At 45.4% G+C, this 25996-nt stretch carries 25 protein-coding genes and 1 tRNA gene; 13 read left to right on the top strand and 13 right to left on the bottom strand.

The window, feature by feature from the left end:
• Positions 1–31 precede the first annotated feature (31 nt).
• Positions 32–460 carry a hypothetical protein gene (locus AC6R16_RS10370; protein ID WP_500674326.1) on the top strand — a complete coding sequence of 143 codons (429 nt, stop codon included), beginning with the start codon at positions 32–34 and terminating at the stop codon, positions 458–460.
• A gap of 359 nt (positions 461–819) precedes the next feature.
• Here the strand turns inward: AC6R16_RS10370 and AC6R16_RS10365 are convergent.
• Positions 820–896, bottom strand: a tRNA-Pro gene (locus tag AC6R16_RS10365).
• Between the two features lie 265 nt (positions 897–1161).
• Between AC6R16_RS10365 and AC6R16_RS10360 the strand changes: the two genes are divergently transcribed.
• The 3 genes from AC6R16_RS10360 to rluF all read left to right on the top strand — a co-directional run bounded on the left by AC6R16_RS10360 (position 1162) and on the right by rluF (position 3171).
• Complete coding sequence (locus AC6R16_RS10360; RefSeq protein ID WP_004742983.1) at positions 1162–1302, top strand: DUF3149 domain-containing protein; 141 nt, start codon at positions 1162–1164, stop codon at positions 1300–1302.
• A 158-nt stretch (positions 1303–1460) separates the two neighbouring features.
• The gene (gene smrA / locus AC6R16_RS10355) at positions 1461–2042 is read left to right on the top strand and encodes a DNA endonuclease SmrA (RefSeq protein WP_171322361.1); all 582 of its coding nucleotides are present in this window, start codon (positions 1461–1463) and stop codon (positions 2040–2042) included.
• Positions 2043–2136: 94 nt separating this feature from the next.
• Positions 2137–3171, top strand: coding sequence for a 23S rRNA pseudouridine(2604) synthase RluF (gene rluF, locus AC6R16_RS10350; RefSeq protein WP_500674325.1), 1035 nt, complete (start codon positions 2137–2139; stop codon positions 3169–3171).
• 285 nt (positions 3172–3456) lie between these two features.
• Here rluF and upp read toward each other — a convergent pair whose 3' ends face one another.
• On the bottom strand, positions 3457–4083 hold the full coding sequence (gene upp / locus AC6R16_RS10345) for a uracil phosphoribosyltransferase (protein ID WP_004742987.1): 627 nt from the start codon (positions 4081–4083) through the stop codon (positions 3457–3459).
• A gap of 178 nt (positions 4084–4261) precedes the next feature.
• Here upp and purM point away from each other — a divergent pair, with 178 nt between their 5' ends.
• The 5 genes from purM (at position 4262) to AC6R16_RS10320 (ending at position 7236) form a co-directional block, all read left to right on the top strand.
• Positions 4262–5302 (top strand): phosphoribosylformylglycinamidine cyclo-ligase, encoded by a 1041-nt coding sequence (purM, locus tag AC6R16_RS10340; RefSeq protein ID WP_500674324.1) that lies wholly within the window; start codon positions 4262–4264, stop codon positions 5300–5302.
• Between the two features lie 2 nt (positions 5303–5304).
• Positions 5305–5946, top strand: a complete 642-nt coding sequence (gene purN / locus AC6R16_RS10335; protein ID WP_500674323.1) for a phosphoribosylglycinamide formyltransferase — start codon at positions 5305–5307, stop codon at positions 5944–5946.
• A 119-nt stretch (positions 5947–6065) separates the two neighbouring features.
• Positions 6066–6719, top strand: coding sequence for a tellurite resistance TerB family protein (locus AC6R16_RS10330; protein WP_239826347.1), 654 nt, complete (start codon positions 6066–6068; stop codon positions 6717–6719).
• A 119-nt stretch (positions 6720–6838) separates the two neighbouring features.
• Positions 6839–7045 carry a YaeP family protein gene (locus AC6R16_RS10325; protein ID WP_039478024.1) on the top strand — a complete coding sequence of 69 codons (207 nt, stop codon included), beginning with the start codon at positions 6839–6841 and terminating at the stop codon, positions 7043–7045.
• On the top strand, positions 7045–7236 hold the full coding sequence (locus tag AC6R16_RS10320; RefSeq protein WP_004742992.1) for a DUF4250 domain-containing protein: 192 nt from the start codon (positions 7045–7047) through the stop codon (positions 7234–7236). The genes AC6R16_RS10325 and AC6R16_RS10320 overlap by 1 nt, the downstream gene beginning before the upstream one ends.
• Positions 7237–7300: 64 nt before the next feature.
• On the opposite strand, the gene AC6R16_RS10315 is transcribed toward AC6R16_RS10320, so the two are convergent.
• A complete protein-coding gene (locus tag AC6R16_RS10315) occupies positions 7301–7651 on the bottom strand; it encodes a DUF3622 domain-containing protein (protein WP_239826348.1) in 351 nt (116 codons plus the stop codon).
• Between the two features lie 451 nt (positions 7652–8102).
• Entirely contained in the window at positions 8103–11999 is a 3897-nt protein-coding gene (purL, locus tag AC6R16_RS10310; protein WP_500674322.1) for a phosphoribosylformylglycinamidine synthase, read from the bottom strand.
• Between the two features lie 315 nt (positions 12000–12314).
• Between purL and mltF the strand changes: the two genes are divergently transcribed.
• Positions 12315–13847: a membrane-bound lytic murein transglycosylase MltF gene (gene mltF / locus AC6R16_RS10305; protein WP_500674321.1), complete on the top strand. Its 1533-nt coding sequence runs from the start codon at positions 12315–12317 to the stop codon at positions 13845–13847.
• Positions 13848–14054: 207 nt separating this feature from the next.
• Positions 14055–14189, top strand: coding sequence for a hypothetical protein (locus AC6R16_RS10300; RefSeq protein WP_004743068.1), 135 nt, complete (start codon positions 14055–14057; stop codon positions 14187–14189).
• Positions 14190–14232: 43 nt separating this feature from the next.
• Here AC6R16_RS10300 and tadA read toward each other — a convergent pair whose 3' ends face one another.
• From tadA to AC6R16_RS10265, 7 genes are all read right to left on the bottom strand, one after another.
• A complete protein-coding gene (gene tadA / locus AC6R16_RS10295) occupies positions 14233–14784 on the bottom strand; it encodes a tRNA adenosine(34) deaminase TadA (RefSeq protein ID WP_500639577.1) in 552 nt (183 codons plus the stop codon).
• 93 nt (positions 14785–14877) lie between these two features.
• Positions 14878–16434, bottom strand: a complete 1557-nt coding sequence (locus tag AC6R16_RS10290) for an AbgT family transporter (RefSeq protein ID WP_500674320.1) — start codon at positions 16432–16434, stop codon at positions 14878–14880.
• Between the two features lie 334 nt (positions 16435–16768).
• A complete protein-coding gene (locus AC6R16_RS10285) occupies positions 16769–18328 on the bottom strand; it encodes an AbgT family transporter (RefSeq protein WP_004749853.1) in 1560 nt (519 codons plus the stop codon).
• Positions 18329–18599: 271 nt separating this feature from the next.
• The gene (locus AC6R16_RS10280) at positions 18600–19019 is read right to left on the bottom strand and encodes a prepilin-type N-terminal cleavage/methylation domain-containing protein (protein WP_500674319.1); all 420 of its coding nucleotides are present in this window, start codon (positions 19017–19019) and stop codon (positions 18600–18602) included.
• Positions 19009–20253, bottom strand: a complete 1245-nt coding sequence (locus AC6R16_RS10275; RefSeq protein WP_500674318.1) for a hypothetical protein — start codon at positions 20251–20253, stop codon at positions 19009–19011. Before AC6R16_RS10275 ends, AC6R16_RS10280 begins: the two co-directional genes overlap by 11 nt.
• Positions 20250–20885 (bottom strand): pilus assembly protein PilW, encoded by a 636-nt coding sequence (locus tag AC6R16_RS10270; protein WP_500674317.1) that lies wholly within the window; start codon positions 20883–20885, stop codon positions 20250–20252. The genes AC6R16_RS10275 and AC6R16_RS10270 overlap by 4 nt, the downstream gene beginning before the upstream one ends.
• On the bottom strand, positions 20878–21387 hold the full coding sequence (locus AC6R16_RS10265; RefSeq protein ID WP_500674316.1) for a GspH/FimT family pseudopilin: 510 nt from the start codon (positions 21385–21387) through the stop codon (positions 20878–20880). Before AC6R16_RS10265 ends, AC6R16_RS10270 begins: the two co-directional genes overlap by 8 nt.
• 103 nt (positions 21388–21490) lie before the next feature.
• Here AC6R16_RS10265 and AC6R16_RS10260 point away from each other — a divergent pair, with 103 nt between their 5' ends.
• Positions 21491–21922 carry a type IV pilin protein gene (locus AC6R16_RS10260; RefSeq protein WP_500674315.1) on the top strand — a complete coding sequence of 144 codons (432 nt, stop codon included), beginning with the start codon at positions 21491–21493 and terminating at the stop codon, positions 21920–21922.
• Positions 21923–21966: 44 nt separating this feature from the next.
• Here AC6R16_RS10260 and dnaJ read toward each other — a convergent pair whose 3' ends face one another.
• Complete coding sequence (gene dnaJ / locus AC6R16_RS10255; protein WP_004743230.1) at positions 21967–23109, bottom strand: molecular chaperone DnaJ; 1143 nt, start codon at positions 23107–23109, stop codon at positions 21967–21969.
• 211 nt (positions 23110–23320) lie between these two features.
• Positions 23321–25240, bottom strand: a complete 1920-nt coding sequence (gene dnaK, locus AC6R16_RS10250; RefSeq protein ID WP_004743229.1) for a molecular chaperone DnaK — start codon at positions 25238–25240, stop codon at positions 23321–23323.
• 391 nt (positions 25241–25631) lie between these two features.
• Here dnaK and AC6R16_RS10245 point away from each other — a divergent pair, with 391 nt between their 5' ends.
• A complete protein-coding gene (locus tag AC6R16_RS10245) occupies positions 25632–25976 on the top strand; it encodes a four helix bundle protein (protein ID WP_272786537.1) in 345 nt (114 codons plus the stop codon).
• Positions 25977–25996: the final 20 nt, after the last annotated feature.

Below are 25996 nucleotides of genomic sequence, written 5' to 3'. Positions count from 1 at the left end.
AATCAAACTTACCAAATAAACTGAATCATCAATGTCGAAAGAATCAAAAGCTTTAGGCTACTTTCTTGCTTCCTTAAGCTTGTTTTCCGCGCATGCCTTTGCCAAAGCCACATGTACCATAGAATATTACCAACCTATTGATATAGCTTCAGAGACAAAAGGTGGTGTTCTGGATAGAAAAAGTGGTCAAATTCTTATTAAAGAAAAGCCGCCTATGCGCTGTGCTAATGTGACTTTTACTACATCTCATACTCGTGATCGCGTTGCTAATCAAATGCAAGGCAGCTTTGAAGCCATCTATTTTGACAATCAGAAAGGCCAGTCACACTCCATCTCTTTTAACCAAGATGAGGTGCAAGCTGGCTATATTCGCATCGGGCCAAATAATCCCGTTGAGGCTTACATCTGCTTTACGACGTCAGAAACACCAATCAAAGAGATTAGTTGTGATGTGAAGTAGCGAGAAGCGAGAAGCGAGAAGCGAGAAGCGAGAAGCGAGAAGCGAGAAGCGAGAAGCGAGAAGCGAGAAGCGAGAAGCGAGAAGCGAGAAGCGAGAAGCGAGAAGCGAGAAGCGAGAAGCGAGAAATATTTTTTAGGGTTGGCGTACTGCGTCAACCCTTTTGTTTTCAACAAATTACGCCATCATTCTTTGTAGTGAAAGAAGTAGCGATAATTAAAGGGTAATTCATGTACTTCGCAGATTGCCTGCTCATTTTTTCTCGGAGGGCGAAGCCCATTCTCTACTCTAGAGCGAAGCGTTCTCGATTCAGAAAGCCTAAAACGACGAAAGCCTGCTTATAAAAGCAGGCTTTCTAAAAGTGGTCGGTGAAGAGGGATTCGAACCCCCGACCCTCTGGTCCCAAACCAGATGCGCTACCAAGCTGCGCTATTCACCGAGATGTTTATTCGAGCTCATTGCCCGTCAACGAAGGCGTATATTACGGATTCTGATTTCTAACGCAAGCCATTTTAAGTAACTTTTTCAATTTTATTGTCCGTTTGTATAAAACATCATCTAACACGTATAAAGTGTGAGCAAAAACACATCAACAAGAACAAATCCGCAACCTAATAACAACAATTGATCCAGATCAGTGTTGCATATTTAACCGTGTTTTACCTTAACCCTTGTCATCTCACTTTGTACTCTTTGGAGGAACTATGGACTTTTGGCTTGATCTCCTATTTGGTAATGCGGTAGGTCTATCTTCAATGATTGTCATCTTTGGCGCCTTCGGTCTAATGCTGTTCTACGGCGGTTACTTCATCTACAAAGTGATGAACGACAAATCTCCTCACTAGAATCGCTTAGCCCTATTCATAGAATAGACATTCGCTATGCACCGAAGTAGATACCTTGTCTGCTTCGGTTTTTTATTTCTCATCTAGCAAACTCTTGATCCCCCCCATACCCTCACAGGTATAATGTTGGTATTGATTCCCTACTCTGAGATGTAGCTATGTCTCATGATGATGACCTAAGCCTATTCCAACAGATGATGGGCGATGTAAAACCTCTTCAGCAAGATACGACCGAACATAAAAAGCAACATCAGGTAACCGATGCACAACTTGCTAAGCGTGAGGCCGCCATCTGGTTAACAGAAGATGACCCTGAATATCTGTCCATCGATCATGCTGAGATGATAAAGCCAGACGATATTATCGAGTTCAAACGTGATGGCGTCCAAGACGGTGTGTACAAAAAGTTACGTCTTGCTAAATACCCAATACAAGCAAGGCTAGATTTACACAAGCGCACGCTCGAACAAGCGCGTGATGAAGTGGTTAAGTTCTTAAAGCAATGTATGCGGATGGATATTCGTACCGTGGTCATTGTTCATGGCAAAGGTGAACGTTCAAACCCACCAGCGCTAATGAAGAGTTTTGTTGCTCAATGGCTAATGCAAATTAAAGAAGTGCAATGTGTTCACAGTGCCCAGCGCTTCCATGGTGGCACCGGTGCCGTGTACGTCTTACTGCGAAAAAGCGCCGAGAAAAAAATCGAAACTCGTGAACGCCACCAAAAACGACTGGGTTAACGCGTAACACAGTGCTAGAATGCGCGCCCTCGATGTGCTGATTTATTGGTCAGTACACCTTTAAACCGCCGTTGTGAAACGTTAGGAGAACAACATGTCACAAGATAACGCTAAACGCCTCAATAAGTTTATCAGCGAAACAGGTTTTTGCTCACGCCGTGAAGCTGACCGCCTCATTGAGCAAGGCCGTGTCACCATTAATGGTAAAGTACCTGAAATGGGCACCAAAGTTCAGCTAGGTGATGACGTCCGAGTTGATGATAAGCCAATCGCGGCTGCCACTGACAAACCTGTTTACATCGCACTCAATAAGCCGACGGGTATTACCTGCACCACCGAGCGTGATATCCCGGGCAATATCGTTGACTTTATTGGTCACAAGAAACGTATATTCCCGATTGGTCGCTTAGACAAACCTTCAGACGGTTTGATCTTCTTAACCAACGATGGCGATATCGTAAACAAGATTCTTCGCGCCGGTAATAACCATGAAAAAGAGTATGTGGTTCGCGTAGATAAGCCGATCACAGAAGAGTTTATCAAGCAGATGTCTTCGGGGGTAAATATCCTCGACACTGTCACTCTTCCATGTACCGTGACTAAAGAGACTAAATTCTCGTTCCGCATTGTGCTTACTCAAGGTCTCAACCGCCAAATACGTCGTATGTGTGAAGCATTAGGCTATGAAGTCTTCAAGCTGCGCCGTGTGCGCATTATGAACATCTCGCTTGACGGGATTCCTAATGGACAATGGCGTTACCTAACAGATGCGGAAGTAGCTGAGATTCTGGCTATGTGTGAAGATTCTAGTGGCACTGAAGAGGCATCTAAAGTAGATAGCAAGGGTAAACGCATTCGCAAAGCAACCGATGCTAAGCTGTTTGATAGCCGCGAAGAAAACCAAGACTCTAAAGCACGTCGCAATCAGAAGAGTCGTACTTTTAAAGGCCGTAACGCCGATGAGTTCCGCCATGCGCCAAACTCGAAGAAAGGCCGCAATAGTGGTAACAACTCAAGCGACTCGAAAGCCAAGCCAAATAAAGGTAAGACTTTCTATAAGCCAGCAAGTGACAAATCACAGCGCCCTGCAAAACCACGCTCTGGCGGCACTTTGAGTTTGAAGAAATAGAGAGAAGCGAGAAGCGAGAAGCGAGAAGCGAGAAGCGAGAAGCGAGAAGCGAGAAGCGAGAGATATTGAAGGGTTGGCACACTGTGCCAACCCTTTTCTTTTATATCCAGACAATTAGATCCTAAGAAAAATATCACTGCCCGCAATTTTAAAACCACTTACCAAGAACACATCTCGAAGGGCGCAGCCCGATCTCGCAGCGGAGCGCTCTCAAGGACGAAGTCCGCTCTTAAACAAAAAGAGGAGCCGATAGGCTCCTCTTTTAATTCACTTAGCTTCTTCAGATTATACTGTACCGAAGATCTTATCGCCTGCGTCGCCAAGACCAGGAACGATGTAGCCTTTATCGTTTAGTTTCTCATCGATAGCAGCAGTGAATAGCTCAACATCTGGGTGAGCTTTCTCAAGCGCTTCAATACCTTCTGGAGCGGCAACAAGTACTAGCACCTTGATTGATTTACAGCCCTTCTCTTTCAGCAGATCAATAGTAGCGATCATTGAGCCGCCAGTCGCTAGCATTGGGTCAACAACAAGCGCAATACGCTCGTCCATGTTAGACGCTAACTTGTTGAAGTATGGTACTGGCTCAAGCGTCTCTTCGTCACGGTAGATTCCAACAACACTGATACGTGCACTTGGCATGTGCTCAAGAACGCCATCCATCATACCAAGACCTGCACGCAGGATTGGCACAACCGTTACCTTCTTACCTTTAATTTGGTCAACTTCAACTGGACCATTCCAACCTTCAATGGTTACTTTTTCTGTTTCAAAGTCTGCAGTCGCTTCGTAAGTAAGCAGGCTACCAACTTCTGTAGCTAGCTCGCGAAAGCGCTTAGTGCTGATGTCACCTTCTCTCATTAGACCAAGTTTGTGCTTAACAAGAGGGTGTTTTACTTCAACAACTTTCATTTCCATCTCCGGCTTATGTGGTGATTTTTAAACAAACCTTCAGATTATAAACGATTTCGTTCTCAATTTCTTGTTCTAAGACAAAAGAAAAAACTTGCGCAAACGTTTGCTATCTGTGTTTATCCACTGGTAGAATAGCGCCGTTTTCATATCCAACTTTAAACCAGAGGACTTCCCTGTGAGTGCTGATAACACTTCTCTTAGCTACAAAGACGCTGGCGTTGACATCGATGCAGGCAATGCGCTTGTTGACCGTATTAAAGGTGCAGTAAAACGCACACGTCGCCCAGAGGTAATGGGTGGTATTGGTGGTTTTGGCGCACTTTGCGAACTGCCAACTAAATACAAACAGCCAGTTCTCGTTTCAGGTACAGACGGCGTTGGTACTAAACTGCGCTTAGCTCTGGATATGAAAAAGCACGACACTATAGGTGTTGATCTTGTTGCTATGTGTGTCAACGATCTAATCGTACAAGGCGCTGAACCATTGTTCTTCTTAGATTACTACGCAACAGGCAAACTCGATGTTGATACTGCTGCTGATGTAGTATCTGGTATCGCAGACGGTTGTGTACAAGCAGGTTGTGCGCTAATCGGTGGTGAAACGGCTGAAATGCCAGGCATGTACGAAGGCGAAGACTACGACGTTGCTGGCTTCTGTGTCGGTGTTGTTGAAAAAGAAGACGTAATCGACGGCACTAAAGTTGCCGCTGGTGATGCACTTATCGCTGTAGGTTCAAGCGGTCCACACTCAAACGGTTACTCGTTGATCCGTAAGATTCTTGAAGTATCTGGCGCAGACAAAAACGAAGAGCTAGAAGGCCGCACTATTGGTGAGCACCTACTAGAACCAACAAAAATTTACATCAAATCAGCACTTAAGATGATTGAGAAGCACGATATCCATGCAATCTCTCACATCACAGGTGGTGGTTTCTGGGAAAACATCCCACGCGTTCTTCCACAAGGCACTAAAGCCGTTGTTGATGGAAACAGCTGGGAATGGCCTGTTATCTTCAAATGGCTACAAGAAAAAGGCAACGTAACCACTCACGAAATGTACCGCACATTTAACTGTGGTGTTGGCCTTGTTATTGCTCTACCAAAAGATCAAGCAGATGCTGCTGTTAAGCTTCTTCAGGACGAAGGTGAGAATGCATGGGTAATTGGCGAAATCGCAAACGCTGAAGCAGGCGAAGAACAAGTAGAGATCAAATAAGCATGAAGAGTATTGTTGTTTTAGTTTCAGGAAATGGCTCCAACTTACAGGCGATTATTGACGCATGTAACACCCAAATTACAGGTGGCCGAGTCACTGCCGTATTCTCTAACAAGGCAGGCGTCTATGCTTTAGAACGAGCAAAAAAAGCGGGTTCAGCAGCACATTTCCTTGATCCTAAAGCATTCGATACTCGTGATGCCTTTGACCATGAGTTGATGAAGCAGATCGATGAGTATCAACCTGATGTCATCGTGCTTGCGGGTTACATGCGTATCTTAAGTGGCGAATTCGTTCGTCACTATATGGGACGCATGATTAACATCCACCCTTCTCTATTGCCTAAATACCCTGGATTGAACACTTACCAACGTGCTATCCATGCTGGTGATGAAGAACACGGTACTAGCGTTCACTTTGTGACAGAGCAACTTGATGGTGGTCCTGTGATTCTACAAGCGAAAGTGCCGATTTTTGATGAAGATACGGTCGAGACTCTGACGGAGCGTGTTCAAACTCAAGAGCACCGTATTTACCCTATGGTGGTAAAATGGTTAGTGGAAGAGCGCTTGGTAATGAAAGATGAAAAAGAAGCCTACCTCGATGGTAAGCTGCTTGGAATCCACGGTCACGCAGAAGACTAATACGCTACTAAACCCGATCAAATACAAAGACGAGCTCATGCTCGTCTTTTTTCTTTACCACTGTTAATCCTCCATTCATCTTCGCTACCTTATCCTGACAAAAATGACGGAGGTAACGTATGGATCTTAAAAGCCTACTCAATCAAGCCCTTAGCTCAGACATTGTCCAAAAAGGGCAACAGCAGCTTAAGCAGCAATCCAATTCAAACACTCTAAAGTCTTTAGGCGCAGGAGCCGTGGGTGGTGGCTTAGTGAGCCTATTAATGGGTTCGAAGAAGAGCAAAAAGATGGGTAAAAAAGTCGGCAAAAACGCGCTAAAGATTGGTGGCGTCGCTGCGCTTGGCGCATTGGCTTACAAAGTCTACAACGACTATCAAGCTAAGCAGCCTACAGCATCTCCACAAGAAACCTTTAATTCAAATGACAATATCCATGACGAGTTAATAATCAAAGCGATGATTGCCGCTGCTAAAGCTGACGGCCACGTCGATAATGAAGAGATGGAGCGTATTGAATCCACCCTGACACAAGCAGGGGCCAATACCCAACTTCAGCAATTGATTCACAGTGAGCTCAACAAACCACTCGACCCAAGCGAAATAGCAAGGCTAGCTCACTCACCACAGCAGGCCTCTGAGATTTATCTTGCCTCTTTGATTGTGGTTGATGAACAAAACTTTATGGAAAAGGCTTATCTTCAAGAGCTAGCAAAGCAACTCCAGCTCGCTCCAGAGGTCACCTTCCAGCTAGAGCAACAACTGCAAACTGATTAATTTTGCTTAGGTTTTGAACACGTCGTCATACGCTTTGCGTTAGGACAAGCTTACACTTTGAGTTTCCGAATTTGAGTGTGTATATTTGAGAGCAGTTATCATTTATCGGAGTATAAGCCATGCAAGTATACGGCTGTTGTGAATTAGTGCGCGAACTGTACGCACAGATTGGAAGCGGCGATCAAGCCTATGTCCCACAAGCTATTTCATGCGCAGTAAGAGCGTTAAACGACATCGCTGCGGATGAGTCTTTGCCTAAAGAGGCTCGTGAAAAAGCAGCATTTGCAGCGGCAAACTTGCTGATATCAGACTTTGAGGACAAGTAATGAACTTAGCCAACTTTGAATCAATGGATCCTGTCATGTTGATGAGTATCGTCAACATGAAGTTACGTGATGATTTCGGCGGTGATTTAGACAAACTTGTCGCTTTCTTTGACATTGATAAATCAGCGCTAGAAACCAAGTTAGCCTCTGCTGGATTTGATTTCTTACCAGAAGCTGGCCAGTTCCGTTAATCTACCGTTGATTAGATACAAAAAAACCGCCTCTCTGGCGGTTTTTTTATTGAATGACGACTTATTACTCTTCTTCGAAGAAATCATCTTCATCGTCAAGCTCAGCTTGCGCTGCTGCTGCGCGTTTCGCTTCTTCGTAACGTGCTTTCTTCTCAGCGGCTTCTTGAGCCAGTCGCTCTTCACGTTCGATGCGAACTTTACGTGCTTCGCCTTTACGCTCGTTACGTTGAGCTTGGTTTTGGATAAAACCTGCTAGCTCTTTTTCAGCCCACTCTTGTGCTGCTGATTCAGTTTCAAAGCCGGTTTCACGTTTTGATACTGACGTTTTACGTGAAGTCACTTGGCGAGTGATCTCTGCACACCAACCGTTACGCTTTTCAGTAACACGAATGGCAAATTTTTTGTTGTTCGACATTTTCATTTCCTAAGGGATTCTAATGGAATATTGAGGGATTTAGCCATCCCTTGGCAAGCGCGGTATTAGAGCGCAAAAAGTGGCTGTTGGCTATTAGTTTTTCAAAAATAGAGCTGGATAACTGGATAACTGGATAACTGGATAACTGGATAACTGGATAACTGGATAACTGGATAACTGGATAACTGGATAACTGGATAACTGGATAACTGGATAACTGGATAACTAACGTTGCTCTTTGGTGGTTATGGAGTCAACTCTCTTTTCCACAAGGCCGCAGCCCGATCCCGTTTTCTAGCAGCGAAGCGAACCATAGGACGAAGTCCGTTCCCGTAGCAAAGCGTTCCATAGGGCGCAGCCCGTTCCCGCTTCCCGATTCTAAACAAAGAAAGCGCTGGCCTTTCAACCAGCGCTTTACTATTTACAGAGTAGAGAACGAATCTCGGCTTAATTAGCCGATGTTTTTACGTGCGTTTTGGAACATACGCATCCAAGCACCGTTCTCACCCCAACCTTCAGGAGACCAAGAGTTCGCAACTGTACGGAATACGCGCTCAGGGTGCGGCATCATGATAGTCACGCGGCCATCTTGCGTCGTTAGACCTGTGATTGCGTTTGGTGAACCGTTCGGGTTGTTCGGGTATTGCTGAGTCGCATTGCCGTGGTTATCTACGTAACGAACTGCAACCGTACCTGACGCTTCAATCGCCGCTAAGTGGTCAGCATCACGCACTTCTACGCGACCTTCACCGTGAGACACTGCGATTGGCATACGCGAGCCTTCCATACCATCGAAGAATACAGAATCAGACTTTTGCACTTCGACAAGGCTAAAGCGAGCTTCAAAACGCTCAGATTCGTTACGAACGAAGCGTGGCCATAGGTCTGCACCTGGGATCAGCTCTTTCAAATTCGACAGCATCTGACAGCCATTACACACACCTAGAGAGAAAGTATCTTCACGTTGGAAGAAGCCTTGGAACTGGTTACGAGCTTGCTCGTTGAACAAGATAGACTTAGCCCAACCTTCACCCGCACCTAGTACGTCACCGTAAGAGAAGCCACCACAAGCGACTAGACCTTGGTACTCTTCTAGAACCGCTTGACCAGTTAGGATGTCGCTCATGTGAATATCTGTTGCTTCAAAACCTGCACGGTCAAATGCAGCTGCCATCTCAACGTGAGAGTTCACGCCCTGCTCACGTAGGATTGCCATCTTAGGCTTAGCACCTTTCGCGATGTATGGCGCTGCAATGTCTTCGTTCACATCGAAGCTTAACTTAACGTTTAGACCTGGGTCAGAGTTGTCTTTCTTAGCTTCATGCTCTTGGTCAGCACATGCTGGGTTGTCACGTAGACCTTGCATCTTGTGCGTTGTCTCAGCCCAGATAGTACGCAGTTCAGTGCGGTTACGCTCAAGAACTACCGTGTCACCAGAAGTAATCACTAGCTCATCAGACGCTTCAACTGAGCCGATTACGTGTGAACACGCTTCTAGGCCATTTGCTGCTAGCGTAGACAGTACAGAGTCTAGGTCATCGTTCTTAACCTGAAGTACCGCACCTAGCTCTTCGTTGAATAGTGCCGCTAGCGTGTCTTCGCCTAGGTCAGCGATATCAGCTTTCACACCACAGTGACCCGCGAATGCCATCTCAGCTAAAGTAACGAATAGACCGCCATCACCCTTATCGTGGTATGCCACAACTTGGTCGTTCGCGACAAGAGTTTGAACGCCTTCGTAGAAACCTTTTAGCTGCGCTGCGTTGTCTACGTCTGCTGGCTTATCACCAAGCTGCTTGTAAACCTGCGCCAATGCCGTTGCGCCTAGACGGTTTTGACCGTTACCTAGGTCGATAAGTACAAGGCTAGTATCGCCTTTGTCTGTGCGAAGCTGAGGAGTAATTGTCTTACGTACATCTTCAACACGTGCAAACGCAGTGATGATTAGAGATAGCGGAGAGGTTACTTCTTTCTGCTCGCCATTCTCTTCCCACTTGGTCTTCATCGACATTGAGTCTTTACCCACAGGGATAGTTAGACCAAGCGCTGGACATAGCTCTTCACCCACCGCTTTCACCGCTTCGTAAAGACCTGCATCTTCGCCAGGGTGACCGGCTGGAGACATCCAGTTTGCAGACAGTTTAATGTGTTTGATATCACCGATGTTTGTCGCTGCGATGTTTGTAATTGCCTCACCCACCGCTAGACGAGCCGAAGCACCGAAGTCTAGCAGAGCCACTGGCGTACGCTCACCCATCGACATCGCTTCACCGTGGTAAGTGTCGTAGCTTGCTGCAGTTACTGCGCAGTTTGCTACTGGCACCTGCCATGGGCCAACCATTTGGTCACGCGCCACTAGGCCAGTCACCGTACGGTCACCAATAGTGATAAGGAATGTTTTCTCTGCAACCGTTGGTAGACGTAGCACGCGCTCTGCGGCTTCGTTTAACTCAATACCGTCACGGTTAACTGCTGGATTGTTCGCTTTCAGTGTTTTCGCATCACGGTGCATCTTAGGTGTCTTACCTAGAAGCACATCCATCGGCATGTCGATTGGCGTGTTGTCGAAGTGTGAATCTTCAAGTTTCAGTTCACGCTCTTCCGTTGCCACACCTACTACAGCGTATGGTGCGCGCTCACGCTTACAGATCGCATCGAATACTTCCATGTTCTCTGGTGCAACCGCCATTACGTAGCGCTCTTGAGATTCGTTACACCAGATCTCAAGCGGGCTCATGCCAGGTTCGTCGTTTGGTACATCACGCAGTTGGAAGATGCCGCCACGCTCGCCATCGTCTACAAGCTCTGGAAGTGCGTTAGAGATACCGCCTGCGCCTACATCGTGGATGAATGCGATTGGGTTCTCTTCACCAAGCTGCCAACAACGGTCGATAACTTCCTGACAGCGGCGTTCCATCTCTGGGTTTTCACGCTGTACTGAAGCAAAATCTAGATCTTCTGCTGATTGACCAGACGCCATTGAAGATGCCGCACCGCCACCAAGGCCGATATTCATCGCAGGACCACCAAGAACGATTAGGCTTGCACCGACTGGGATCTCTTTCTTCTGTACGTGCTCGTCACGGATGTTACCCATACCACCAGCAATCATGATTGGCTTGTGGTAACCGCGAACCTCTTCACCTGCGTGAGAGTTAACTTTCTCTTCGTAAGTACGGAAGTAACCAAGTAGGTTTGGACGACCAAATTCGTTGTTGAACGCCGCGCCACCAAGTGGGCCTTCTAGCATAATATCTAGTGCGTTAACGATGCGACCTGGCTTACCAAAATCTGTTTCCCATGGCTGTTCAAAACCAGGAATACGTAGGTTAGATGTAGTGAAACCAACTAGACCGGCTTTTGGCTTACCGCCAATACCTGTTGCGCCTTCGTCGCGGATTTCACCACCAGAACCAGTCGAAGCGCCCGGCCAAGGAGAGATAGCCGTTGGGTGGTTGTGCGTTTCCACCTTCATTAGGATGTGCGCTTTCTCTTGGTTGTAACCGTACTGGCGAGTTTCTGGGTTCGGGAAGAAACGACCTACATCAGAGCCCACCATTACTGCTGCGTTATCTTTGTACGCAGACAGCACGTTTTCTGGTGTCGTTTCGAATGTGTTCTTGATCATCTTGAACAGAGACTTCTCTTGCTTAACGCCGTCGATAGTCCAGTCTGCGTTAAAGATCTTGTGACGACAGTGCTCCGAGTTCGCCTGTGCAAACATCATCAGTTCGATGTCTGTCGGGTTACGATCTAGCTTGTTTACAAACGCATCGTAAAGGTATTCGATTTCGTCATCGGCAAGTGCAAGGCCTAGGGTAACGTTTGCGTTTTCAAGCGCAGCACGGCCGCCATTAAGTAGGTCAACATCCGCTACTGGAGCAGGTTCTGCCACTTGGAAAAGCGCTTGTGCAGATTCAAAGTCAGTGAAAACCACTTCCATCATGCGGTCATGAAGAATCGCTTTAAGCTCGACGAGTTGCAGTTCAGTCAGTTCAGCAGAAGTTTCAATGTAATAAGCCGTGCCGCGCTCTAGACGAACGACTTTATCTAAGCCACAGTTATTAGCAATGTCAGTCGATTTTGAAGACCATGGCGAGATAGTACCAGGGCGAGGAGTAGCTAGCAGAAGAAGACCTTCTGGCTCGTGCTCTTCAATTGTTGGACCGTAAGTCAGTAGTTTTTCTAGTTTCTCAACTTCAGACGCATCTAGGTCTGACGTTAGATCAGCAAAGTGAGCAAACTCAGCGTAAATACCGGTTACAGGTAGGCCAAGTTCACGACAAAGCTCTAGAAGCTTGTTAACACGAAATTCAGATAGAGCTGGGGAGCCACGAAAAATTCTCATGCGCTTAGGTCTCTCATGCAATTGATTAAGGTGATATTGGAATAAATTCAGTGGGTTACTGTATTTTCTTCGAAGCTATTCCCGAAGGTTTTTCAAACCTATGCCGATTCCACCTCTTTGATGCGAGCGCATTATATAGCAATTGTTTTTGTGATGTAACACCAAAAGCAACCGTTTGCGTCATTTTTTTTGTCAATTTTGAAATACAGCAAGATTAAGAATTTAAGAACTCTTATCTCGCCTAGTCACTGATTGGCTTGCCTTGTTATGACACTTTGATATAAATGCCGTACTGGATGTATGAGATCGTTGTTAATGAAGAAGTATTATATAAGTCACTTTAAGTCACTGAGCCTAATTATGTTTGCCGCTTTGCTGCTTTCTGGCTGTCAAATAGAGTCTGAACCTAAAAGTGAACTCGACTTAATTAAAGAGCGTGGCGTGCTGCGCGTGGGCACACTCAATAATCAACTATCGTATTACATTGGCCCAGATGGCCCTGCGGGTCTCGATTATGAATTGGCGCGGGAGTTTGCCAATGAATTGGGCGTTCAGCTTGAAATGAAGCCTGCTTATCGTATTTCTAGCCTTTACCCTGCTCTAGAAAAAGGAGAGATCGACATCATTGCCGCGGGGCTGAGTCAATCTCCAGAAAGGCTCAAAAACTTTCGTCCAGGCCCTGCTTACTATTACGTAAGCCAACAAGTGGTCTACAAAAAAGGCAATTGGCGTCCAAGAAACTTAAAGCAGTTGCTTGCAAAGCAGGCTGAATTGATTGAGAAAAATGAAGGAAAAGACGTTTTGAGTATTGTTGGAGATTCTCACTTCAATAAGACTCTGACCGACATTCAGGCTCAGCACCCAGAATTTTCTTACCATATCGACCCCAATGCTGACGTTAACGATCTGCTTAAAGCCGTCTCTCAAGGGGAACTTAGATTCACTGTCGCAGATTCGGTCGAGGTTTCATTATCACAACGTATCTACCCTGATATTGCTTTAGCATTCGAACTGACTGAAGACCAACCTATCTCATGGTTCTTGCGCCCTTCTCAGGATGAAAGCTTATATGGCTTATTGATTGAGTTTTTCGGTGCGGTTAATCAATCGGGACATCTTGCTTCTTTAGAAGAGAAATACATTGGCCACATTGGCAGCTTTGATTATGTCGATACTCGCGCCTTCATTCGTGCACTCGATTCCAAACTGCCTAAATGGTCGCCTTTATTTAAGAAGTATTCAGATGAATTTGACTGGCGCTTAGTCGCAGCATTGGCTTACCAAGAGTCTCACTGGAACCCGGTGGCAAAATCTCCGACTGGTGTACGCGGTATGATGATGCTGACCTTACCAACGGCAAAAAGTGTTGGAGTGACTAACCGTCTCGATCCTGAGCAATCAGTGCGCGGCGGTGTAGAGTACCTGCGTAGAATGGTCGATCGCATTCCTGATTCGATTGAAGAGCACGAAAAGATCTGGTTTGCGCTGGCTTCATATAACGTGGGATATGGGCATATGATGGATGCAAGACGCCTAACCAAACGTCAGGGCGGGAACCCCGATGCGTGGTCAGATGTAAAAGATCGTCTACCATTGCTGCGTCAAAAGAAATACTACAGCCAAACTCGTTATGGTTTTGCACGCGGTGATGAAGCGCGAAATTACGTCGAGAATATTCGCCGTTATTACCAAAGTATCATTGGTCATGTTGAGCAGCAGACAGCATCTAGCGAAGACGTAAGCATAGATGACCTTACTGTGATCCAAGTACCTGAAACTGCGGTCTCAGACGCTATGCCTATCTCAGCGGCAGAGCCTGCATCAGCGAGTAAAAGCACCAACGAATAATCACTGTTAAGAGCGCAACTTTGTTTAAAGATTGCGCTCTTGAATTCCCTATCCCTCGCCCACATATAATATCGTGTCGAAGATCACTTGCGAACTTTCTTAAAATCGTAACAATGAGCAGGTATAAGACGTTAACCGTCTGAATATCAGTTACCTTCGATACCGTTCGTGATTGATTTTATTTTAACCACAATAGGAGGTTGTTTTATGCAAAGACGTAAAATGCAGTCAAAACGCCTTAATAAAACCGTTGCCGCAAACCGTCGTAAGCGTATGTTAAGCAACAACAAGAAAAAGGTGATTGCACGTCACCGCGCATTTATGCAGTTAATCGCTGTATAAACCCAGAGAGCAAACATCTTAGCTAAGATGTTTGCTTGAAAACCTACTGGCCCCTCTGCTGCAACTTTCTCGCTTTTTTACGCTGCGCTTTTTGCTCCTTACGACGACGTCTAAAAAACGTCTGTAACTGAATACGGCACTCATCTTCTAGTAGGCCATATTCAACATCCGCATAGTGGTAAGCCGCTTGGTGTTCGAATAGATTCAACACACTTCCTGCAGCCCCTGCTTTGAGATCGCGCGCCCCAAATACGATTCGCTTGACTCGACTATGTAGAAGTGCGCCTGCGCACATCGGGCATGGCTCTAAAGTGACATAAAGTGTCGTGTCCAGCAAACGGTAGTTCTGCAAGGCTTGCCCAGCTTTACGTAGAGTCTGCATTTCGGCATGAGCCGTCGCGTCATGCTCGCCAATGGATTGATTCCACCCCTCAGCAATCACTTCGCCCTCTTTTACGAGTACAGCGCCAACAGGCACTTCACCTTCAGCTTCTGCTCTTTCGGCAAGCTTAAGTGCCAAACGCATAAAATGATGATCTTGTTCAGAAAATTGTGGGGCTTCTTGCTCAGTAGACACTATGTTTGCTCGCAGCATTAATTGGGGGGATGGATTATAGCGTTTCAAATCGAGTATAACAAAACGCCCAGCGTTTTAAGCTGGGCGGTGTTAATAAAGAGTTCGGTTAGATTAAAAACCTAACGGTAAACCAAAGGTAAAGAAGCCAATCAATACTGCCGACCACAAAGTCAAGAAAGCAACAGAATATGGCACCATAATGGCAATCACATCACCAAATGTCAGCTCAGGTTTGTACTTACGCATAAAGGCCAGAACAACACCCGCATAGCTCATCATAGGTGTAATGATGTTGGTTGAAGAATCAGCAACACGGTAAGCCGCGGTGACTAAATCTGGCGTCATGTTTGGGTTAACCTGATACAGCATAGGAACGAAGATTGGACCAAGCAGCATCCATTTTGACGTTAGGCCACCAACGAACAAGTTAATCACAGCAGTGGTCAAAATAAAGCCAAGTAGCATTAACGCTGGGAACTGTTGAAGACCTAATGACTGTAAGAAAGTGGCGCCAAGGTAAGTCACATAAGTACCTAAACCTGAGTAGCTAAGTAGCGCTAAGAAGTTGTAACAGAAGAAGGTTAGTACTAACACATAACCCATGGTGTTCATCTGCTTAACCATCGCACTTACAACGTCTTGCAGCTTCTTGAACTTGCCTGTTGCCACACCAAAACAAAGACCAACAACAGCAAACACTAAAGAGATCAGCAGGATGATGTTATCTAAGTAAGGGGTAACTTCTTTACCAGCTTCATTGGTATAGGTCGCTAACGGGCCAACCGCTAAGCCATAGATCGCAGCTATGGTTACTAACAGGCCAACACCAGACCAACGCAGACCTTTTTGCTCTTTCTCCGTAAGTTCAAACTCATCAAAATTTACTTCTTCAGGCAGTTGATATGACATCTTTTCCAGACGAGGAGTGATAAAGCGTGTGGTTACCCAAGCACCAACGACAGCGAGTAAGAAGGTTGACACTAAAACGAAGAAATAGTGCATTGTTGCTGGGTTAAGCTCTTCACCGTTGCGACCAACGAATGGGATGTTTTGTGACTCGGCAAAGATCTTAGCGTTCACACCCAAAACAACATCAACTGGTGTTGCTGGTAGTAAGTTAGCGCTAAAGCCTGCTGATACACCTGCAAATGCCGCCGCCATACCAATCAATGGGTTTTTGCCAAGACCTGCATATAGTAGGCCCGCTAAAGGAATCAGTACTAAGTAACCTGCATCAGCCGCAATAGAACTCATGATGCCAAGGAAGACAACTAATAGTGGAAGTAAGCGGTCGCTAATCTTTAGGCCGACTTTTTTGATAACTGCGGTTAAAAGTCCGGAGTTCTCGGCGATACCTACACCTAACATTACAATCAAGATAACGCCAAGTACGCCATGACCAAACGCTAGCCAGTTTTGCAGTAGAGCGTTCTCAAACATCCAACGGAAATTTTCCGCCGCTAGCATGTTCTTAATCGAGAACTCAACGGCTTCCCCACCTTTGCCAATGGTTTCAAAGCTCACGCCATCCATTAATCCGGTAATGACCAGAGAAAGCGCAAACAAGAACATAAATATAATGACCGGATCTGGGATCTTCTTACCCGCTCTTTCGATGAACCCTATCACCCCTGAAGGCTTTGCTTCAGGCGCTGCAATTTCACTCATAAATGACATCCTAAACTTTTAACTGAGTCACATTTAATAAATTGGTCGGGCACATTATCAAACAGAATATATGGTGTAAAACCACACTCATAAGAGTAAGCGATATAAAAAACCATCATTAATAGCTATAACCAAACAAAAGGCCAAAGCGCAACATTCGGATCTACTGTTAATGTCAATTAATCGCCATTTAAAAGAATTTATAACCAATAAAAATTAATTTTTACAATTAAAGAAACCAGTATTAATCCATTTATTAGACTTATATTCCACTCAAAAACAAAAGCCTCGCAAATTAGCGAGGCTTTATCATTCAGTGTTCGGTGACCAACAATTACATCGTGTAAGTGTATGGCGCTTGAATACCTAGAGGGATACCTAGCATCCAGTACGCAACTAGGAAGATAGACCAACCGATTAGCATTGCGATAGAGAATGGCATCATTAGTGATGCTAGCGTACCGATACCAGTCGACTTCACATAACGCTGACAGTACACCACGACAAGTGGGAAGAAGACCATCAGAGGAGAGATGATGTTCGATACTGAGTCACCTACACGGTAAGCTGCTTGAGATAGCTCAGGTGAGATACCTACTGCCATTAGCATTGGAACAAGGATTGGACCAATCAGAGCCCATTTCGCTGACGCAGAACCGATTAGAAGGTTAACTGCCGCTGTTAGAAGAATCATACCGATGATCGTTGCTTCACCAGGCAGATTCATGGCTTTCAAGCCTTCAGCACCGTAAAGCGCTAATAGAGTACCAATGTTTGACTGAGCGAACGCTGATAGGAACTGAGCACAGAAGAACGACATTACGATGTAAGCACCCATGGTAGACATAGTATCCGCCATCGCTTTGATAATATCGTTACTGGTTTTGAACGTACCTGACACTTTACCGTAAACGTAACCAGGGATGATAAACAGAATGAAGATCAATGGAACAATCGACTTCATAATTGGCGCTGAGAACGCTGTAATTTCACCTTCTGGAGAGCGCAGTGCTGATGTCTCTGGGATCAGAGCAACAACCAATAGAGCGATACCCGCAAGCATAGCCCAACCTGCGTAACGGAACGCTTTTGACTCAAGTTCAGTGAATGAACCTAAATCGGGTGCTTTTTCTGCATCTTCATCAACTGGTGTATTAGCTAGGCGAGGTTCAATGATTTTCTCAGTAACGTACCAACCAATCGCTACGATGATGACTGAAGAAATGCCCGTGAAGAAAATGTTCGCCAGTGGGTTAACCACATACTCAGGGTCAAGAACTTGTGCTGCTGTTTGCGTGAAACCTGCTAATAGTGGGTCAATACCTGAAGGGATAAAGTTAGCAGAGAAACCACCAGATACACCAGCAAACGCCGCTGCGATACCCGCTAGAGGGTGACGACCAGCTGCGTGGAAAATGATACCACCAAGAGGAATAACCAGTACGTAGCCCGCGTCTGCTGCAGTGTGCGATACGATTGCGACAAGGATTAGCATTGGTGTAAGAAGCTTAGCTGGTGTGAAGTTAAGCATTTTCTTCAGGCCAGTAGTAATGAAGCCAGAAGAGTCAGCGACACCAACACCTAGCATCGCAACAAGCACGATACCTAGCGGTGCAAAACCAGTAAAGGTAGTTACCATGTTCGCGAGAAAGCTTGCTAGAGATTCGCCAGTCAGAAGGTTGTTGATTGCAAGCGCTTCACCCGAACGTGGATTAATAAGGTCGAACGTGAAGTTAGAAAGAAGGGCAGACGCACCCCATGTAATGATCAGTGCCCAAAAGAACAGAATCGCAGGGTCCGGGATCTTGTTACCTGCTCGTTCAATAAAGTTAAGGAAGCGGTCCATACCACTAGGCTTTGGTGACGGAGCTTTATTAATTGCTTGGTTACTCATGGTAACTCCATATGTGATGTTGTTGCGGTAGACCTTTATGCATTTATTATGTCGGTCTATTTTTCACCACGTATTTTAGTGAATCCACTCTAATAAAGCACAACAATCTAGAGGTTTTTCCATAATTGGAGACATATTTTGCAAAAACGCCATCTACGTGCAACAAAGTCAAAACACAAACACTCGAGATTACTAAACAATAATGAAACCAAAATGCAAAATATAACGTATGCAGGTTAGTAAAATAGATCTACCAATTCACAATATGAATCTATCTGCTTATAAATTCACCATCTCTCGCAATCATTGTGTTAAGAGTTAATTGATGGGGCTCTCCTAGACGATCTTGCCACTGTGCGGTTATCGTTATCTGTTTAAGAGAAGAGGAAAGTTCAGCAGATGGCGTACTAATTTGCCAAACAAGCTGATATGAATGTAGAGAGTCTGAACCACTGCTTATCAATTCGAAATCTGCGACCGCGACGCCAGACTGACTTGGGTCTGCACCTCGGGTACGAAACCACTCCAGTTTATTTTCTATCAGGTTTAATCCTTCAATACTCTTAACCGCAAAATCACTTCTTTGCTCGATGTAAACCTGTAACTTAATCAAAGCTAGACTCGCAATACCGATCAGCAACAAGGCAATTAGCACTTCCAATAAAGTAAAGCCTCGCCGACTATTGCCCATACCAGCCTCCGGGATACCAAGCAAACGCTTTACGCCCCTCAATAGGGTTATTCGCCGCTGAATAATCTAAGTCATAGGAGCCTTTTAGTACCACTTCCCCACCTGATGCATCAAAATGCAGCCCACCTTTAGGATGAAATGAACCGTTATCAAAATAGACAGTATGACTACCCAGCCAAGCCTGAATAGAGCTATGAAAACTAACAGAACTCCAATAATCGCTCAGGCTCGACGCGCTAAAGTCTAATGACGACATGTCCACTAAGTGATAGAAAGAACCGGCAAATACATTTGAACCTGTCGAGGAGAAAATACCATTCTCCACCACTAGTGATGAAGGCCAAGCAATGTTCAAAGGGGTGGTGATGATGCAGTGCCCTTCTATCCATAGCTTGTTATTGGTCGATGTTAAGTGGCTATTAATCACATCAGCGCAGTTGTGGCCGTCAGAAATAGTCGCTAACGAGATCACCTGATATTGCAGTTTAGCGCGCGCTATATTTTCAGCGTTTTTCGCCATATTGAAGTAGTTCTGAAATGTACTAAGCTGTGAGTCTTGCTGGTAATCGTTTTTAAACAGGTTGCCATTTTCAGAGGTGCTTTGGTTACTAGAAAGAGAGGTTTTGTATTCTGGCACGCACTCACCACTAAAACCTGCATAAGGTCCGTTGGCCATAGGCGCGCTAGTCGACAATGTTCCTGCACTTCCCCCTGTTTCAAACACCACTTTAGATAGATACCTCACCGCCACGCAGTCATAAAAACCATCATTTCTAGCCTCTCTTGGGGCATCTGGAGCAATATCAATACTGCCTATCAAACGTAAGTCCGCTGTCGATTGAATCGCGCCCATACCACTTACTTCACTGTGATGAAAACGGCGATTGACTCGATAGTTTTCACTATTGGCGTGTACAACGTAGTTATCTTCACTGAGCGGCTCGATATAAAGCGCTTCTAGCTGCAAGGTTTCTTTACATACATCATTGAGCAAGGTGTTGGAGGCAGAAGAAAGCGCGTTAAGCTGATCCGGAAATGCATTTACATAAGCGTAGGCGCATTCTACGCCCGCTTCTGATAACCAGTGAGCCTGCCTAACCTTTACTTCGTTTTGCGCTCTTTTAATCTGATAAAACAGAACTTTGTAGCTGGTTAGCCCCACTAATAAAGCAGTGACCAAAACAACGCTGGTAATAAGTAGAGTCGCAAACCCTCTTTCAATGACGCGGCTCATTGCCAATTCCTAAGCAACGTAGTGACATTGGCTTGATAGGTTATCTCTGTGTCAGTAACTAGGTGGGCGTGGATTGAAATGTTCACCATTAGCTTCTCAGCCTCGCCACCTTTTATCACCTCTTTGTTCAGGGAAAATCCTGTCACAGATATTTGTTTAGGGTTAAACAAATTAAAACAGTAGCCTCCAAGCCCAGATGAAGAAGCGGAGGAAATTGAGAGAGGCTCGCTAGTGTGCTTTTCACACAGCTTAAGTGAGTCTCCGAGCTCTGAGATCTCAGACTCTTCACGTTTATAGACGATATTACGAAATGAGTCGCTTCCCGTAGAAGCTATGCGGTAAACATAACCCAGCAATCCCGGCTCATTTTCTATATACAAGGGAGAAGTCGCCCCTGACAATAGGGCAGAGGCAGGCGCAACGCCATTAAAACCTGCCCGGTGAATGTCCTCTTTTATTTGCTGCACGGTACTCGATAGATTTTGCGCAAGCAGCAGTTGCTTTCCTCGTTCGGTGGCGAGCTTTTGTCCACTAATAAATACCGAACCGATAACCCCAATCGCCATCACTCCCATGATCGAAGCGATCAGAAGCTCGACTAGACTTGCCCCACGTTGACGGCAATTACTCACAGTTAGGAAAACCATAACTACTTTCACTAAGCGCGCAGATCATGATTCGGTTACCCGCGTAGGAGCTTTTTACAAGCAACGCTTGGCTAGCGTGACCTTTAGGGTAGAAGCTCAAGCTGCCATCTTTTACTCGACCGCGTAGACCATCGAATTTGATTCTATCCGCGGAATAAGTCCAATCGAGTTGTAAGTCTTTAAATGAAGTGCCCTGCAAAAATAAAATTTTGTTCCCCTCTCCCATAGTGTCTGAATCTGTGAGTGTCACCGTCCAGTCTTTGGCTGAAACTGGCGAAGAAGAAAAAGTAAAATGCGCCCATAAATCGCGGTTTCTCCAGATCGCTTCAGAACGAGCTTGGTTTAAAAAGCCATTGAGCTCGTTGGCTGCTCTGAGCATTTGACTATTGAGATGAAGATTATGAAAACTGGGTACAGCGACTGAAAGTAATGCAGCAAACACCAACACCGTGATTAAGAGCTCTAACAGAGTAAACCCGCGAGACATTTCCCAAATTCCTATGCAAAGTCAAATGTAAAGAAGTTTCCAACTTGAAGACATGCTAGCAGCTTAGAAAAATAGGCGAACAACCTGATAGGAAGCATTCGAAATGATTCGAAAAAAGTTATGTAATTCAAGAAAATATCGAGTAAAAGCAATGACACTTGTCGAATTGATGCTCGCTTTAGCCATTATCTCAATAGTCGCGGCAATCGCATATCCAAGCTATCAAAGTCACCTACTCAAGGCGCATCGGACTGCTGCACTGGCGGATCTAGCCAAAATTCAGATTGAACTCGAACGGGACTATTCAGGGAGTTATCAATCGGCAGCGACATCGGTGTTATCTGGAGGGGTGTGTAGTTTTTGCACCTTAGATACTGAGCATTTCACTGTGTCTATTTCAGCCACAGCATCTGCGTACACTATCAAGGCAGAACCTATCGGCCCACAATTAAAAGATCAGTGTTCAAACACTCACTATAGCCAACTGACTATCAATCAAACAGGTGAAATGACACCACCAAATTGTTGGCAATAAAAAAGCCTGCTAAGTAGCAGGCTTTCTAAATCTCAAAGCTAGATTTAGCTTGTTAGGTCATCAAAGAACTTCTTCACACCGTTGAAGAAGCCTTCTGATTTAGGCTTATGTTTCGTCGCCGCTTCACCACCACAAGACTCTTCAAATTCTTTTAGCAGGTCTTTCTGACGCGAGCTTAGGTTAACAGGCGTTTCGACCACTAGCTTAACAATCAGATCGCCTACACCGCCACCACGAACACCTTTAACACCTTTACCGCGCATACGGAACATACGGCCAGTTTGGGTCTCAGTTGGAACTTTAAGGTTTACACGACCATCAAGTGTTGGCACTTCAACTTCACCACCCAGTGCTGCCATAGCAAAGCTCACTGGTACTTCACAGTAGAGGTTGTTGCCATCGCGCTCAAAGATATGGTGCTCTTTGACGTGAACTTGAACATACAGATCACCCGCCGGAGCGCCATGCTCACCCGCTTCACCTTCACCAGAAAGACGAATACGATCGCCCGTATCTACGCCAGCAGGGATCTTAACGTTAAGGGTCTTAGTCTTCTGCTTACGACCTTGTCCATGACATACATTACATGGGTCTTTAATGATCTTGCCTTTACCATGACAGGTAGGACAGGTTTGTTGAACCGCAAAGAAACCTTGACGCATCTGAACCTGACCATGGCCATGACAGGTGCCACAAGTTTCAGCAGAGGTGCCTTTCTTAGCGCCGCTACCTTCACAGCTGTCACAGTGAACCAGCGTTGGTACTTCAATCTCTTTAGATACACCACGAACTGCTTCTTCAAGTGACAGCTCCATGTTGTAACGAAGGTCAGCACCGCGCTGAGCACGATGACCACCGCCACCACGACGACCGCCACCGAAGATATCACCGAACACATCACCAAAGATGTCACCGAAATCAGCACCGCCGCCACCAAAGCCGCCGCCGCCCATACCGCCTTGTTCAAAAGCAGCATGACCGTATTGGTCATAAGCAGCTTTCTTTTGCGGATCGAGAAGAATTTCGTACGCTTCTTTTACTTCTTTAAACTTTTCTGCTGCGCTTTCATCACCCTGGTTACGGTCTGGGTGGAATTTCATCGCTAGGCGCTTGTAGGCCTTCTTAATATCACGCTCTGATGCATCGCGGCTTACGCCTAATACTTCGTAAAAATCACGTTTTGACATGTTCTTCGTCACCAATGTAGTACTGCAAACGGAGGAGGGTTATCACACCGCTTGGTGTTTGTATCATTCTAGATAAAGATTCGAGATTCGAGATTCGAGATTCGAGATTCGAGAACCATTATCTAGACTGACATCTTAGTTACAAACATACGGGCGTATGAGTTTCCTCAAACGCCCGCAAGAAATTAAATTAAGTATGTCGAATCAAGAATTACTTCTTGCCGTCTTCCTTAACTTCTTCAAACTCAGCATCAACTACGTCATCTTGTTGAGGCTGTGCTTGTTCTGCACCAGCTTCAGCGCCTTGCTGTGCTTGAGCTTGCTGTTGAGCGATTTCCATTAGCTTTTGAGCTGCTGCCATAAGTGCTTGAACTTTAGCGTCGATCGCTTCTTTGTCTTCGCCCTTACGTGCTTCTTCTAGCTCAGAGATAGCTGCTTCAATCTTCTCTTTCTCGTCAGCTGGAAGTGCATCACCTGCTTCTTCCACTTGCTTACGAGTACCGTGAATCATTTGGTCAGCTTGGTTACGTGCAGTAGCTAGCTCTTCGAACTTTTTGTCCGCTTCTTTGTTAGCTTCTGCTTCTTGTACCATTTTCTCGATATCTTCGTCGCTTAGACCGCCAGAAGCTTGGATAGTGATCTTCTGCTCTTTACCAGTCGACTTATCTTTCGCAGATACGTGTAGGATACCGTCCGCATCTAGGTCGAAAGTTACTTCGATTTGAGGCATGCCACGTGGTGCTGGCTGAATACCTTCTAGGTTGAATTGACCTAGAGACTTGTTGTACATCGCCTGCTTACGCTCACCTTGAAGAACGTGGATAGTTACCGCATTCTGGTTGTCTTCTGCTGTAGAGAAAACTTGGTTTGCTTTCGTTGGGATAGTTGTGTTCTTCTCAACTAGCTTAGTCATTACGCCGCCCATAGTCTCGATACCTAGAGACAGAGGAGTAACGTCTAGTAGAAGTACGTCTTTAACATCACCAGCAAGTACACCACCTTGAACTGCAGCACCCATTGCTACTGCTTCATCAGGGTTCACGTCTTTACGAGCTTCTTTACCGAAGAACTCAGCAACTTTCGCTTGAACCATTGGCATACGAGTCTGACCACCAACTAGGATAACGTCAGTAATGTCGTTCACAGATAGGTCTGCGTCAGCTAGAGCAACTTTTAGAGGCTCAAGAGAACGTTGGACTAGGTCTTCAACTAGAGATTCTAGTTTCGCACGAGTCACTTTAACGTTCATGTGCTTAGGACCAGTCGCATCTGCAGTCACGTAAGGTAGGTTTACGTCTGTTTGAGAAGTAGAAGAAAGCTCAATTTTCGCTTTTTCTGCTGCTTCTTTAACACGCTGCATTGCTAGAGGATCGTTCTTAAGATCGATACCTTGCTCTTTCTTGAACTCTTCAACTAGGTAGTTGATCATGCGGTTATCGAAGTCTTCACCACCTAAGTGAGTGTCACCGTTAGTCGCTAGTACTTCGAATGTTTTCTCGCCTTCAACTTCGTCAATCTCGATGATAGAGATATCGAATGTACCACCACCAAGGTCGTATACCGCGATAGTGCGGTCGCCGCCTTGCTTGTCTAGACCATATGCTAGAGCAGCAGCTGTTGGTTCGTTGATGATACGTTTAACTTCTAGACCTGCGATACGGCCAGCATCTTTAGTTGCTTGACGCTGAGCATCGTTAAAGTAAGCAGGTACTGTGATAACTGCGCCAGTTACTTCCTCACCTAGGAAGTCTTCTGCAGTTTTCTTCATTTTCTTAAGGATTTCAGCAGAAACCTGAGGAGCTGCCATTTTCTGGCCTTGCGCTTCTACCCAAGCATCACCGTTGTCAGCCTTAACGATTTTGTAAGGCATGATTTCGATGTCGCGCTGAACTTCTTCGTCTTCGAAACGACGACCAATAAGACGCTTAATTGCAAATAGCGTGTTAGTTGGGTTAGTAACTGCTTGACGTTTTGCAGGTTGACCTACTAGCGTTTCACCGTCTGTGTAACCAATTACCGATGCAGTGGTGCGCTCACCCTCTGCGTTTTCAATTACACGTGGTTTGTCGCCGTCTAGTACAGCAACACATGAGTTAGTAGTACCTAAGTCAATACCAATGATTTTACCCATCAGGCTATCTCCGAATAAATTTCTATTTTCGTTTTGCTATATCCCCTATGTGGGGATGGAGAATCGGGTTTCAACCCTTGCTCACAAACAAAAATAATGATGTTTGCTTCTCTATGCCCAATAGATAAGGGCGGCAAATGGCTTTTCAAGGGACGAAGTGAAAAAAAGTTAAAAAAGATTTTGGGAGCGAGAGGCGAGAGGCGAGAGGCGAGAGGCGAGAGGCGAGAGGCGAGAGGCGAGAGGCGAGAGGCGAGAGGCGAGAGGCGAGAGGCGAGAGGCGAGAAACAATTTTAACAGATTGATACTCCTGTCAAGTCTCAACTATTAATACTATTTCTATACGCAAGCATTAACCCTTTGGGTCAAGCTAATGTTTTAAATAGGAATTAACGTGAAATACGAAAAACTAAAAGTCTGGAAAACAAGTTTCGAACTCTGTAAGAAAACGTATCTTTCAGTACAGCATATTCAAGATTACTCTTTTCGTGACCAAATAAGGCGTTCCAGTATATCTATTCCTAGCAATATTGCTGAAGGTGTAGAAAGAACAAGTGGGAAAGAAACGGCATACTTCCTGAATGTAGCCAAAGGTTCGGTGGGAGAACTCAAAACCCAATTGCTACTTGCGTCTGCCCTAAATTATCTTCATTCAAACCAATGTGATGAGTTGTGCAATGTTTGCGATGATATTGCACGTATTTTAGGAGCTTTGATCATAAAGCACAGGTCGAGCTAGTAACGCCTCGACTCTTACCT

The sequence above is a fragment of the Vibrio sp. R10-SG3-ISO10 genome, assembly GCF_059834185.1.
The sequence above is the reverse complement of the archived record's forward strand: the minus strand, read 5'-3'. Positions and strand labels throughout refer to the sequence as shown.